Source organism: Desulfovibrio sp. Huiquan2017 (assembly GCF_017351175.1).
In the GTDB taxonomy this organism is placed as follows: Bacteria; Desulfobacterota; Desulfovibrionia; order Desulfovibrionales; family Desulfovibrionaceae; genus Pseudodesulfovibrio.
In genome coordinates this window covers 129,351-141,787 of record NZ_JAFMPN010000007.1, presented here as the reverse complement: position 1 = coordinate 141,787, position 12,437 = coordinate 129,351, and the positions used below count along the sequence as shown (strand labels likewise).

The window sequence follows — 12,437 nt, the reverse complement described above, 5'->3', positions numbered from 1 at the left end:
CCCAGCGGTTCCGGACGGCGGCTAGGGGCGGCGCAGGGTGAGCATGAGGTCCGCGCCCACGGGCTCGAAGTCGGCGATGCGGAAATCCAGGGCCTGGGCCATGGCTGCGGCTTCGCGGCCGGAATAGGCGGATGGGGCGGATTCGTCGCCGAGGATGCGCGGGGCCACGAAGTGGATGAGCTCGTCGGCCAGCCCCTGTTCGATGAGGGCCATGGCGAACCTGCCGCCGCCCTCGCACAGGGTGTAGTGGCAGCCGCAATCGTAGCGCAGGCGCTCGAAGCCGCAGGCCAGGACCAAGGCTCCGGCCCGGCCGGGCATGGGCCAGACCGAAGTGCCGCGCCGCCGCAGGGCATCCGCCCGGGGGCTGTGGGCCGCCGTCTTGGATGTCATGAAAATGGCCCGCTCGGGGCGGTCGTGCAATAGGGTGAATCGGCTCGGATCCTCGGGCAGCCGCGAGGTGACCACCACGCCGAAGGGTTGGACGAAGTCGGCGGGCAGGCCTGGCATGCGGCAGGTCAGGCTGGGGTTGTCGGCGTAGAAGGTATTGCCGCCGACGATGACCGCGCCCACGCGGGAGCGCAGGTCGTGGACCCGGGCAAAGGACTGGGCGCAGGAAATCGGTTCGGGGCGGCGTGTGCTGGCGGCGATCTTGCCGTCCAGGGTGGCGGCCATTTTCAGGATGTTGTAGGGCGAGTGGGACCCTTGCCAGAGTAGGAAATCGGCGATGAGGTCGCGGCAGGTTTGGCCGAGCACGTCTTCGGTGACCTTGATGCCGTGGGCCCGGAGCCTTTCCATACCGCCGGCGGCCACCGGATTGGGGTCGCGCGCGCCGACGACCACTTCGGCCACACCCGCGTCGATGAGGGCGTCGGTGCACGGCGGGGTCTTGCCGTGGTGGTTGCACGGCTCCAGGGTGACGTACATGGTCGCGCCGCGCGGGTCCACGCCCTTGCTTCGGGCGTCGGCCAGGCATTCGCGCTCGGCGTGGAGTTTGCCGAATTGCGTGTGCCAACCCTCGGCCGCCACCTTGCCGTCGCGGACCAGCACCGCCCCCACGCACGGGTTCGGGGCCGTGGCTCCGCGGCCGCGCCGGGCCAGCTCCACGGCCCGGGCCATGAAGGCCTCGTTAGCGGAAGTCGCCTTCCATGAAGACATGATTCACTCCGGCTTCCTGCAGCATGGCCTCGGAAAGCTCGTCGGGATAGTTTTCGGCGTAATAGATGTTCTGCACACTGCAGTTGATGAGCATCTTGGTGCACAGGATGCAGGGTTTGGTGGTGCAGTAGATGTCGCATCCCTTGAGGTCGAGGTTGTTGGTGGCCGCTTGGATGATGACGTTCTGCTCGGCGTGCAGGCCCCGGCACAATTCGTGGCGTTCGCCCGAGGGAATGCCGAGTTGATCGCGCAGGCAGCCGACCTCCTCGCAGTGGGCGATGTTGGTGGGCACGCCGTTGTAGCCGGTGGCCAGGATGCGCTTGTCGCGCACGGCGATGGCCCCCACCGCGCGGCGGGTGCAGGTGGAGCGCTGGGCCACCAGATGGGCGATGCGCATGAAATATTCCGGCCAGGGCAGTCTGTCGGGCATGGGGCTCCTCGTTCGTTCGAAGTGGAGGTCGGTTCGGTTTCCCTATCACTTCTTGTTCTGAAAGGGAACGGCCGGGGCGCACGGGATCCCGCTTCGGGCCACCCCGTGGAGCGTGGCGTACCGACCGCGAACGGACTGTCGGGGGGACGAAAAAACGGCCGCTGGCGCGGCCGGATGATGCGTGATGGAATGCGCCCCGACCGGGGCGCGGGCTAGACGCCTCAGCCGCCGGAGCCGCAGCCGTACTCTTTCAGGGCTTCGAGATTGGGCCCGCCACCATCCACTTTGGCGGAGCAGGCGCTCATGAGCTTTTCGGTCTCGGCGGAACCGCACCGGGGGCAGGGCGCGGGAGCTTCGGCTTTGAACACCAGCTCCTCGAATTCGTGGCCGCACTGCTTGCAGATATATTCATAGATGGGCATGACCTTGCCTCCGCGCTTCATATAGGTTGCCGATGGCCAACAAGTTGTGTCGAGTCGGGCCGTTGTCAAGGGACAATCTCTTGCACATTGCACAGATTTTGTGCAGAGTCTGTGCAGTAAAATGCACAAAAGATGTGCATTTATCCGAATCGGCGATTAGAATAGCGATGAATTCAAACAGCTTGCGATTTTGGCACGGGCTGTGCTTTCTGAAGAGACAAGAAGATCACACACTCTCTTCTTCCTGTTGCATGAAAGTATAACCGCCAGGAGGCACCCAATGTCCAAAAAGAACATCACCATTTCCGCTTTGGCGGCCGCTCTCGTCCTGAGCATGGCCGCGTTCGCCGTGGCCGGCCCTGGCTACGGTCGAGGCGCCAACGGCGTTTGCGGCGCCCCCGGTTACGGTCCCGGTGCCGCGTACAGCCAGTTGACCCCCGAGAAACAGGCCGAGGTCAAGGCCGTGGTGGACAAGTACGAACCACAGTTCGAGACCGTTCGCACCCAGATCTGGGCCAAGCGGTCCGTGCTCCAGGCCATGATCAACGGCGGCAAGGCCGATGAACAGGCCATCACCAAATTGGTGACCGACATCTCCAGCCTGCGCAACAAGATGCGTGACCTGCGTGCGTCCATGGCCGAGGAACTGGTCAAGACCACCGGTATCGCCGCCTTCGGCTCCTGCCCCGGCCCCCGTTTCGGGCAGGGCGACGACGATGACGGCCCCGCCCAGGGCCGCGGTATGTACGGGCACGGCATGTACGGACGCGGCATGGGTCGAGGGATGTACTAAGTCATTGAACTGAACAGATATTTCCGATAACCCGGAAAACAGGATATTGCGGGACAGGTGGCGTGGGGCCGCCTGTCCCGCAAATGATCATCTGCAGGCGATGGCGGGCATGCAGGGGATCCACGGCAATGCTTCACTTCTCGAGGAGGTCCTTGGATGTTCCGGAAAATCACGTCCCTTACCGCGCTTCTTTCGTTTCTTGTCACGCTCCTTACCAGTGTGGTCCTGTACATCGTGCCCGAGGGCCGTGTGGCGTACTGGGCCGATTGGCATCTGCTGGGCATGACCAAGACCCAATGGGGCGACGTCCACACCGCCGTGGGCACGCTCTTCCTTCTTGCGCTGCTCCTGCACACCTGGCTCAACTGGAAGCCGATTACACATTACATGAAGAACCGGGCCCGCGAATTCGTGGTCATGACGCCCTCCATGATCTTCAGCTTCATCCTGGTCTTCCTGGTCTTCGCGGGCACCCTCATCAATCTGCCGCCCATGAGCACACTGCTCGACTACAGCGCACGGATCAAGGAGGAAGCCACCGAGGTCTACGGCAATCCTCCCTACGGCCACGCCGAGACCAGCCCGCTGAAGAAATTTTGCGGATTTCTCGGTCTGGACGTGAATATGGCGCTTTCCGCCCTGCGCGAAGCCGGGTTCGACCCGTCCATCGACGAGAACACCCTGGTCCAGGACATCGCCCGGTCGCGCGGCGTCAGTCCGCAGCACGTTTACGACATCATCCGTGCCAGACAGGGCGGCGACCCCTTTGCCCTGATGCCGGTCCAGCCCCCCGAGGGCACCGGCAAGTTGACGGTCACTGCCGTGTGCACGACCTACGGCCTGGAGTTGGAAGAGGTCCTGGCCCGGCTCAAGAACGCGGGCATCGACGCCACTCCGGAAAGCTCCTTCAAGGATCTGGCGGGCGCGCACGACATGTCGCCCAAGGGCATTTACATGATCGTCAGGGGCGAGTAGGGGAACCATGGAGGTCGTCCATCCGGAAGGCAGGGAGAAAGGCCCCCTGGTCGCCCTGGTCCTGGCGCTTATCGTGCTGGGGTTGGGCAGTCTCTACCTGACCTGGCAGTCCATCGCCCAACAGCGTAAGATTGTCGAGGACCACATGGTCATGACCGGCAATTCCATCCTGCGCGGCGTGGACAACAACATCTTCCGCATCGCCCGGACCCTGCGCATGGGCGGACAGTCCTCGACCCTGTTCCGGACGATGACCGAGGAGCTTTTCACCGAGTTGGCCAAGTCCGACGACATCGAGTTCGTCACCCTGTTCGACCGTACCGGGCATCCCATCGTCACCTCGGTCAAGAAGAACAACCACCCCATCTTCCAGTTGCCCGACGCCGTGGCCGAGGATATCGAACCCGGCCGCGCCTGGCACGTCATGGCCGAAGTGGACAAGACCAGCGTGCTTTTGTCCGGGCTCCAGGTCCGCGCGGGCGTCGCCTCCCTCCTCGGCCTGTCCCCGGACGAAGGGGGGCAGGGGCGCAACGGTCTGGGCCGGGGGCTCGGGCAGGGCATGGGCCCGGGCATGATGTTCGACGAGGACGTCCAGTCCAAGGTCTACCTGGTGGTCGGCCTCAACGCCGAAAAGCACATGCGCCAATTCCGCCAGTACCGGCAGGCCGCCACGTACCAGACCGGCTACGTTTTCTTGGCCGCCGTGGTCCTCTGGTCCCTGGCCTTCGCCTACTTGCGCAGGCGGGGCGCGAGCCGCAAGCTCATCCGCCTGGAGCGGTTCCAGAACAAGCTTTTGGACAACATGCCCGACGGCCTGGTCACCCTGGCCGAGGACGGCGAAATCCTGGCCGCCAACCGCTCGGCCCTGGAGCTGCTCGCCCCGATGCCGGACGAGGAGTCCGGGGATACGGACGGCCTGGAGGACTCCCCGGACGCGGGCGGCAAGGAAGGGAGCGCCAAGGGACGGGGCAAGGACGGGAAAAAAGGCGGCGACGCGCCCGTGCCGCCCGAGATCATCGGCGCCAATTGGCGGGATTTCGACTTTGGCCGCCAGACCAGCGAGAACCCGCCGTCCGGCCCGGTGGAGTGGGAACAGTTCGACTATCAGGGCCGCCAGTTGGAGATCCTTTTCCTGCCGTTCCAGGAACACGACGAGGACGACGGCCCGGAGCAGGCGCAGCGGCTGGTCCTGATCCGGGACCGCACCGAGATCCGCTCCCTGGAGGAGGACCTGAACGAGGCCAAGCGGCTGGCCGCCATCGGTTCGCTGGCGGCGGGCGTGGCCCACGAGGTGCGCAACCCGCTTTCCTCCCTGCGCGGCTTCGCCCAGCTCTTCGCCACCAAGCTCAAGGGCCAGGCTCCGCTGGATCAGTACGCCACGGCCATGGTCCAGGAGGCGGACCGCCTCAACCGCGTGGTCACGGACCTGCTTTACCTGGCCCGGCCGCGCCAGTTGGATCCGGTCTTCATCGACATGTTCAAGGTCGGCGACTCGCTTCGGCAGCTCATGCGCTTCGACTTTGAGGACAAGCAGATCGAGCCGGAGTTCGACTTCGGGCCCGAGCCGGTCTGGGCCGACCCGGACGCGCTCCGGCAGGTCCTGCTCAATCTTATTTCCAACAGCCTGGACGCCATCCAGGGGTGCGCCGAGTGCGACAAGCCCGGCCACGTCCGGCTGGTTTCCATGCGCGGCCACAAGGGCGTCTGGATCATCGTGGCCGACGACGGCCCGGGCATGAATCCGGACATCCGCGACGACGTCTTCAAGCCTTTCGTCACGGGCAAGAAGACCGGTACCGGACTGGGGCTGGCCATTGTCCAGAACATCATGCGCGCCCACAAGGGCCGGGTGCTTATCGAATCCGAACCAGGCCGGGGGGCCGAGATGAAGTTGTTCTTCCCCGACCCGCCGCCTGCGGCAGACAAGGAATAGATTCATGAATGAAGAACGTATCGCGTTGATTGTGGACGACGAACCGGGGCACCGGATGATGGTCCGCGCCGTGCTCGAAGACGACGGTTGGACCGTGCTCGAAGCCGAATCCGGCGAACGCGCCCTGACCGTATTGGCCGAGGAGGCCGAATCCGACACCTACCCCGACGTGGCCATGGTGGACATGAAGATGCCCGGCATGGACGGCATGCAGTTGCTCAAGGAGCTCCAGGTCCGGCGGCCTTCCATGCCTGTGGTCCTGCTGACCGCATTTGGCTCCGTCGGCTCCGCCGTGGACGCCATGAAGCGCGGAGCCTTCGACTATCTGACCAAGCCCGCCGACAACGACGAGTTGACCGCCGTTCTCGGTAAAGCATTCGAATATCACAAACTTTTGGATGAAAATGCCCGGCTGCGCGCCGAAGTGGGCAGCGAGCCCGACTTCATCGGGGGCAGCCCCGGCATCGAGCGGGTCCGCGACCTCATTGCCCAGGCCGGGCCCACCGAGGCCACGGTGCTCATCCTCGGCCAGAGCGGCACCGGCAAGGAATTGGTCGCCGAGGGGCTCCACCGGGCCAGCCCGCGGGCCGACAAACCGCTCATCAAGGTCAACTGCGCGGCCCTGCCCGACGACCTTCTCGAATCCGAGCTCTTCGGCTACGAAAAGGGCGCGTTCACCGGCGCGGTCAAGGACAAACCCGGCCGGTTTCAACTGGCCGACGGCGGCACCCTGTTCCTGGACGAGATCGGCGAAATGCCCGCCGCCCTTCAGGCCAAGCTTTTGCGCGCCCTCCAGGAGAAAACCATTGAGCCGCTCGGCTCGGTGCGCACCCTCCAGGTGGACGCCCGGATCATCGCGGCCACCAACCGCAATCTCAAGAGGGAGGTTGAGGCGGGCCGTTTCCGCGAGGACCTTTACTACCGTCTGGCCGTGCTCGAAATACGCATCCCGCCGCTGTGCGAACGCAAGGAGGACCTGCCGCTTCTGGTCAGCTTCCTGCTTCGCCGCCTGGGCAACAAGAACAACAAGATCATCCGTACCGTGACCCCGGCCTTTCTCGACGCCTTGTCCGGCTACGAGTGGCCAGGCAACGTGCGTGAACTGGAAAACGTCCTGGAACGCGCCTTGATCCTCTCCCGGTCCGATGCGCTCGGCCCGGATCTCCTGCCGCCCCAGATCACCGGGGCCCGGGAAAACGTCATCGACATGGAGTTTTCCCACGGCGGGCGTCCCCAGCCGACTCCCGCCAATCTCGAAGAAGCCGAGAAGCAGGCCATCATCCAGGCCCTCGAAGAAAACGGCAACCACCGCGAACGCACGGCCGAGGCCCTGGGGATCAGCCGCCGCACGCTGCAATACAAACTCAAGAAATATGGACTTACGCGGCGTTAGCGGCCACTAGCGACAGGGCTCCTTCTCCATGCATAAAGCAAAAAAAACGGGCCGCCTCGACCATAAAGGACGGGCGGCCCGATTTTGGGTGTTGTTCAGCGTTGTGAAAGTGGTAGTGCCCTTAGCGAACGGGTTAAAGGAAAGCCTAATCGCAAGGCCTCGTGGGGCGGCGTGAAAACGTTTCCCTTTGAGCTGTCGCCTACACAGGCTTACAACTTCTCCGCGTTTTCTGTTTCGGCAAGGGGTTGTTCAGAGGATGGAACGGGTTTTAGTAGTGCCGAATGGAGTTGCGGGTCTTGAGTGATCTTCGTAACAATGTCGGTCATCGCCTTGATCAGAGCCGCTCGTGCATTTTTACCGCTTGCGAGCTGTATGCTTTCCTCAACGCCGCCGCCTTCGTAAGATTTTGAGAAGACTAATTTCCCGTCTTCACGGACTTCGACTTGGACTAAGCCGTCGGCAACTGCGCTGCCGGACCAAAAACCCATCTTAAAATCGTTATACAGACGCATTAATTTTACGTTGATATTTTTCCCCTCATCGCCGATCTTGAAGCCTTCGTTTGCAAGTTCGAACGCAACACCATCCGCAACCGTTTGGGCGATATCGTTAGTAGCTACGATCTCGGCCATTTCCATGCCGTAGCCATTCTTTTTGGTGCCTACACGATCCTTGTACACGGTACGCTTGTCTTCGTGCGTGACAGTGATGGGAACATTCTCAGCACCTTCAACAATCGTAATGTTCGCAGCACCTTGGTAAGGAACGTCGATCTTATCGACCGTCATCGCGCAACCGGATAATACAAACAACGCAAAGAGAGGAGCTAGTATCTTCATTTTAATTTAATACCTTTTGGTTTTTCTATTTCTTCTGGAAGATTGTTGGCTGGCAATACACGTTGATATTGTCCATTTATTTGAACCATGACTCTGTCGTTGATCTCAAGAATGGTATCTTTTTCGGAAACATTCTGAGCTACGGTTATCGTCTTTCCATTTTGTAGGACCACCGTATATTCAACGCCGCCACGCCTTCTGATGGCTTGCTCAAGTCCCGAGCCAAGGGCCGCGCCGGCTGCTGCTCCAGCAACTCCACCGGCAACACTGCTGAATCCGTTTCCCGTGCCGGCCCCCAGGGCCGCCCCTCCGGCCGCACCGGCGAGAGCTGTCGCTCCGCTATTTTCTCCATAGATATCGATATCCCTTACAGCAACAACCGTACCGAATTGAACAACCTGAACCTGGCCGACTTCAGAATAATTATATCTGGTCTGTGTGGAGTACTGACAAGCGCATAATGAAATGAGCACCAAAGCGGCTAACACAGCACTTGTCCTTTGTTTGTTCACCATGCTAATTCCTTTTTGCGGTGGACCAGAGAAATAATTGAAGAATGTTCATATGAGCAGTTGGTAGGTATCGCCAAAATGGTACTCTGGCAATGATAAAATTGTCAGTTGGTTGAGCGACCCGTTCGGCGGGGTCATTGAGGACACCAACCCGCCCCTGCGTCTGCCCATCGGCTTCGTCGGCGGCCTGCACGGCCGGGATCTCGGCTTCGTCCGTTTCGGCTGGCGCGGCTATGACGTAAAACCCGGGAGATGGACCGCGCCTGATCCTAATTGGCGACACGGGCGGCGATTCGGCTAGCTCAGCGCGTGCGCCCGTATCTCGTCCAGGCGGGCCAGGTACTCGGTTCGGTAAAACGGGCCGTTGTCGGTGAAGGCCTCGGCGGCCGGGCGGTGGGTGTCGCAGAAGGTCGCCAGCAGCGGGTTCTTGAAGATGCGGCCGTAGGCCCGGATCATGTGCAGGGTGTTGTGGCACACGGGCATGAATTCGCCGGATGCGGCCAGCAGGGGGGTGCGGTCTCGCGAAAGGTCCATGAAGAAGCTGCCCACGGCTTCGGCCCAGGGGTAGTTGCGTTCGCTGGCGAACCGGTCGATGACGGCCTCCTCGTCCAGGACCGTGGGGTGCCATGGCCGGTTCCATTCCGGAGGCACGGTCTCCCGCGCCTCGTAGCGGATTTCCCCGGTCTTCAGGAAGGCGGCGACCTTGTCGGCCAGCCTGGCCCACAGCGGGCCGACGTGCTCCACGTCGCGTGAGGCGCGCACGCCGACCACCGCGCCGTCCCGTTCCGCAAGCTCGATCTTGAGAAATGGGCAGTGGGGCTCAATGGCACCGTCCGATTCCCGCCAGATACCGCCGAATACGCGGTTCACGTCGAGCGGGCGCACGTTCAGTTCGCGCTCCCAGAGCGCGTAGTGGGCCGGGGCTTCACGGCTCAAGTCTTCCCAATTTTCCAGGTAGGAGTGGGGCGTCGGGCCGAAGGCCGGATAGTGGTTGAGGCGGGTGGCCAGGAGTATCGGCGTGTTGGCGAAGCGTTCGCGGACGAGCGCCAGGAACTGCCCGAACCGCTTCAGGTACGTGGCCGGATTGGGCGCGATGCGTCGGCAGTTGGCGTCCATCCAGGCGGCCAGGGCGGGGGCGTTGCGCCAGGCCGCCGGATTCATGTGAAAGATGAAGCCGTCTTCGGTGTGCAGGAAGAGTGGGCTGGTCTCGTGGAAGAGATTCAAGACCAGCAGGGCGGGCGGCTCGCCGTCGGGCAGGCCGAACTGGCACTCGGGCTGGCGGCCGTTGAAGGCGTCGGCGAGACCGTGCTCGCGGACGAGCCGGTCCAGCGCGGACGGAACCCCCGCGGGGTGGCTGGCATGGGTCATGGGCGAGGCCAGTTCCCGGTGGATCACGGGCAACCCCAGTGCGGCCGCGGCCCGGGACAGGAAATCCATTTGACAGTTGCCCAGGAAGTGCAGCATTCTTATCCTCGCGAAATCGTTAATGTCATCTATTGCATACGCATTGAATCGAGACAGGGCAAGCCATGGCGATACTGACCATAGAAACTTTCATCCTCGGTCCGGACGAGGCCAACAGCTACCTGGTGAGCATGGACGGCCGTGCCGTGGTTGTTGACGTCGGGATGGAGCCGGGGCGGCTGATCGAACGCATCACGGCCCTGGGCCTGACTTTGGAAGGCGTGTTCCTGACGCATTTTCACCTGGACCATATCGGCGGGGTCAAGGAACTCCTTGAGGCCGTTCCCGCCCCGGTCTTCGCCAGTCCCGAAGATGAATTCCTCAGGGAATTTTCCTTCGAAGCGGGGGGCAACCGGGAGTTCGCGCAGTACATCGACTTCCCCTACACGGCCATCGGCCCAGGACGGCGCACCGTGCTGGACCAGCCTATGCTCGTCCTGGACACCCCCGGGCACACGCCGGGCGGCCTGTCCTACTTCTTTCCGGCCGCCGGGTGCGTGTTCGTGGGCGACCTGCTGTTCATGATCGCCGTGGGGCGTACCGACCTGCCGCGCGGCAGCTCCTCGGAACTGCTCGCCTCCATCCGTTCGCGCATTTTTACCCTGCCCGACGCCACCCGCGTTTATTCCGGCCATGGTCCCATGACCACCGTGAGCCATGAAAAAGCGAACAATCCGCATTTTATTTTTTGAAAAATCAGCCTGTTGCGGAATGGAAGCCGTTTCCCCGCGTGTGTGGCGGCTGTGGCGAATCCTTACGATACCCTCTTGCTTGGGAGGGCGGCGGGAACGGCTGTCAAGCTCGCCTGCGGCTGCAATACGATTTCCAGCTGATCTAGGCCGCGCGTCCCGTTTGCGGGAAAAAACGCTTTAAACTCTACGTCTCTTCTATTATGGTGCAGGCGGCTGGCTTCCATAACCATTGAGGATCGACAGATGGCAGAAGAGAGCGTCCCAGGGAAGGTCGAAATCCCGATCGCGCCCGCAACAGTTGAAGCGGCGAAAAAACTGCTGACCAAACGATTCCGGTTCATCCGGAAGCCGGACGACGCCCTGAAGCGGCTGGCCCGTCTCGGGGTCCGGCACGTGGCCAAGGATATGTCCGTGAACCCGCATCGGTACGGGCGGCTTGAGGGCCAAGCCCGCCTGGCCGAGGTCCTGCCCCTGGACCCGTTGGACATCCTGCGCCACGACCACCAGCTTCCGGCCCTGCCCCAGGTTTTTCTCGAATTGCAGCAGGCCATCGGTTCCCGGTCCACGTCGGCCGACGACCTGGCCGAGATCATCAGCCAGGATCCAGGCCTGACGGCCTTTCTCCTGCGCATGGTCAATTCCGCCTTTTACTCCCTGCCCATGCAGATCGACACCATCTCCCGGGCGGTCACCGTGGTCGGCGTGAACCAACTCTCCACCCTGGCCGTGGGCACTTCGGTCATGTCCCTGTTCAAGGACGTGCCCGCCGACGTCATCGACATGGAGCAGTTCTGGAAGCATTCCATCTGCTGCGGGCTCATCGCCCGGCGGCTGTGCCGCATGACGGGCAAGGGCGATCCGGAACGCGCCTTCGTCTCCGGCCTGCTGCACGACATCGGCCAGCTCATTCTCCTTCAGGTGGAGCCGGAGCGGGCCACGGCCGTGCATGCCCATGCCCGGGCCAAGGACGAGGTCCTGTTCGTCGAGGAAAGGGCCCTGCTCGGGTTCGATCACGCCACCCTGGGCGGCATGCTCCTGCGCAAATGGAATTTCCCCTACGTCCTGGTCTCGGCCGTGCTCGAACATCACCAGCCCAAGCCCGGGCACAAGGAGGCCGAGCCGCTTCTGGTTCACTGCGCCGAGACCATCGCCACCGGCCTGGGCGTCGGTTCCAGCGGCGAATTCTTCGTCCAGCCGCCTTCCGCCGAGGGGTGGGCGTCCATGAATTTTACCCCGGAGCGGATGGACGAGATGGTCGCGGATCTGGATGAGGAACTGGAAGAGGCTTTCGCCGTTCTTCTCACCCGCTAGGCGACTCCCAAAAACCGGCGTCTTTGGCTACCCTGAAATTCCAATGGTCCCGGTGCGCCGGGTTTGACAATGCGCGCACCAGGCCGTAGATGTTCCGTCCGAACCCGAATCAACGGAGGTTTTGTCATGCAAGAAAAAGTGGAAGCCGTGCTCGACAAGGTTCGCCCCATGCTCCAGGGAGACGGCGGCGACGTGGAACTGGTGGAGGTCACCGACTCCGGCATCGTCAAGGTCCGCCTGACCGGGGCCTGCAAGGGCTGCCCCATGTCCCAGATGACCCTGAAAAACGGCATCGAGCGGATCATCCTCAAGGAAATCCCCGAAGTGAAGGGCGTCGAAGCCGTGTAGCGGCAGAGGTGCCCCCGGCCCCCATCCCCTCTCTAAACTTTTTGGGTCGCTTCGCGAGGGGATAGCAACGGGGAATAGGCCGGAAGGCGTCATTCGACATAGTGCATAAATAAAAAAACGCCGCGTTCGCACCATCCGCGAAGCGGCGATAAAAAGTTTTGGAGGGTCCA

At 62.5% G+C, this 12,437-nt stretch carries 14 protein-coding genes; 8 read left to right on the top strand and 6 right to left on the bottom strand.

From position 1 onward, the window contains the following. Positions 1-21: 21 nt before the first annotated feature. The 3 genes from ribD to J0909_RS07445 all read right to left on the bottom strand — a co-directional run bounded on the left by ribD (position 22) and on the right by J0909_RS07445 (position 2,007). Positions 22-1,155, bottom strand: a complete 1,134-nt coding sequence (gene ribD / locus J0909_RS07455) for a bifunctional diaminohydroxyphosphoribosylaminopyrimidine deaminase/5-amino-6-(5-phosphoribosylamino)uracil reductase RibD (protein ID WP_286181864.1) — start codon at positions 1,153-1,155, stop codon at positions 22-24. Then, complete coding sequence (locus J0909_RS07450; protein ID WP_207261752.1) at positions 1,127-1,585, bottom strand: deoxycytidylate deaminase; 459 nt, start codon at positions 1,583-1,585, stop codon at positions 1,127-1,129. The genes ribD and J0909_RS07450 overlap by 29 nt, the downstream gene beginning before the upstream one ends. Before the next feature lie 221 nt (positions 1,586-1,806). Further along, the gene (locus J0909_RS07445) at positions 1,807-2,007 is read right to left on the bottom strand and encodes an FmdB family zinc ribbon protein (RefSeq protein ID WP_207261750.1); all 201 of its coding nucleotides are present in this window, start codon (positions 2,005-2,007) and stop codon (positions 1,807-1,809) included. A 280-nt stretch (positions 2,008-2,287) separates the two neighbouring features. Between J0909_RS07445 and J0909_RS07440 the strand changes: the two genes are divergently transcribed. From J0909_RS07440 to J0909_RS07425, 4 genes are all read left to right on the top strand, one after another. Further along, positions 2,288-2,800: a Spy/CpxP family protein refolding chaperone gene (locus tag J0909_RS07440; RefSeq protein ID WP_207261748.1), complete on the top strand. Its 513-nt coding sequence runs from the start codon at positions 2,288-2,290 to the stop codon at positions 2,798-2,800. Positions 2,801-2,956: 156 nt separating this feature from the next. Then, complete coding sequence (locus tag J0909_RS07435; protein WP_207261746.1) at positions 2,957-3,775, top strand: DUF4405 domain-containing protein; 819 nt, start codon at positions 2,957-2,959, stop codon at positions 3,773-3,775. Positions 3,776-3,782: 7 nt separating this feature from the next. Further along, positions 3,783-5,708: a two-component system sensor histidine kinase NtrB gene (locus J0909_RS07430; protein ID WP_207261744.1), complete on the top strand. Its 1,926-nt coding sequence runs from the start codon at positions 3,783-3,785 to the stop codon at positions 5,706-5,708. Positions 5,709-5,712: 4 nt separating this feature from the next. Beyond that, on the top strand, positions 5,713-7,101 hold the full coding sequence (locus J0909_RS07425; RefSeq protein WP_207261742.1) for a sigma-54-dependent transcriptional regulator: 1,389 nt from the start codon (positions 5,713-5,715) through the stop codon (positions 7,099-7,101). A 209-nt stretch (positions 7,102-7,310) separates the two neighbouring features. On the opposite strand, the gene J0909_RS07420 is transcribed toward J0909_RS07425, so the two are convergent. Together J0909_RS07420 and J0909_RS07415 are read right to left on the bottom strand one after the other, a co-directional pair. Beyond that, complete coding sequence (locus J0909_RS07420; RefSeq protein WP_207261740.1) at positions 7,311-7,940, bottom strand: YajG family lipoprotein; 630 nt, start codon at positions 7,938-7,940, stop codon at positions 7,311-7,313. After that, positions 7,937-8,455: a hypothetical protein gene (locus tag J0909_RS07415; protein ID WP_207261738.1), complete on the bottom strand. Its 519-nt coding sequence runs from the start codon at positions 8,453-8,455 to the stop codon at positions 7,937-7,939. Before J0909_RS07415 ends, J0909_RS07420 begins: the two co-directional genes overlap by 4 nt. Positions 8,456-8,564: 109 nt before the next feature. On the opposite strand from J0909_RS07415, the gene J0909_RS07410 reads away from it, so the two are divergent. Then, positions 8,565-8,753 (top strand): hypothetical protein, encoded by a 189-nt coding sequence (locus tag J0909_RS07410; protein WP_286181862.1) that lies wholly within the window; start codon positions 8,565-8,567, stop codon positions 8,751-8,753. Here J0909_RS07410 and J0909_RS07405 read toward each other — a convergent pair. Further along, positions 8,750-9,916, bottom strand: coding sequence for an SGNH/GDSL hydrolase family protein (locus J0909_RS07405; RefSeq protein ID WP_207261736.1), 1,167 nt, complete (start codon positions 9,914-9,916; stop codon positions 8,750-8,752). The genes J0909_RS07410 and J0909_RS07405 overlap by 4 nt on opposite strands. Before the next feature lie 65 nt (positions 9,917-9,981). On the opposite strand from J0909_RS07405, the gene J0909_RS07400 reads away from it, so the two are divergent. The 3 genes from J0909_RS07400 to J0909_RS07390 all read left to right on the top strand — a co-directional run bounded on the left by J0909_RS07400 (position 9,982) and on the right by J0909_RS07390 (position 12,267). After that, a complete protein-coding gene (locus J0909_RS07400) occupies positions 9,982-10,608 on the top strand; it encodes an MBL fold metallo-hydrolase (RefSeq protein WP_207261734.1) in 627 nt (208 codons plus the stop codon). Positions 10,609-10,851: 243 nt separating this feature from the next. After that, a complete protein-coding gene (locus J0909_RS07395) occupies positions 10,852-11,919 on the top strand; it encodes an HDOD domain-containing protein (protein WP_207261732.1) in 1,068 nt (355 codons plus the stop codon). Positions 11,920-12,045: 126 nt separating this feature from the next. After that, a complete protein-coding gene (locus J0909_RS07390; RefSeq protein WP_207261730.1) occupies positions 12,046-12,267 on the top strand; it encodes a NifU family protein in 222 nt (73 codons plus the stop codon). The last annotated feature ends 170 nt before the right edge of the window (positions 12,268-12,437 follow it).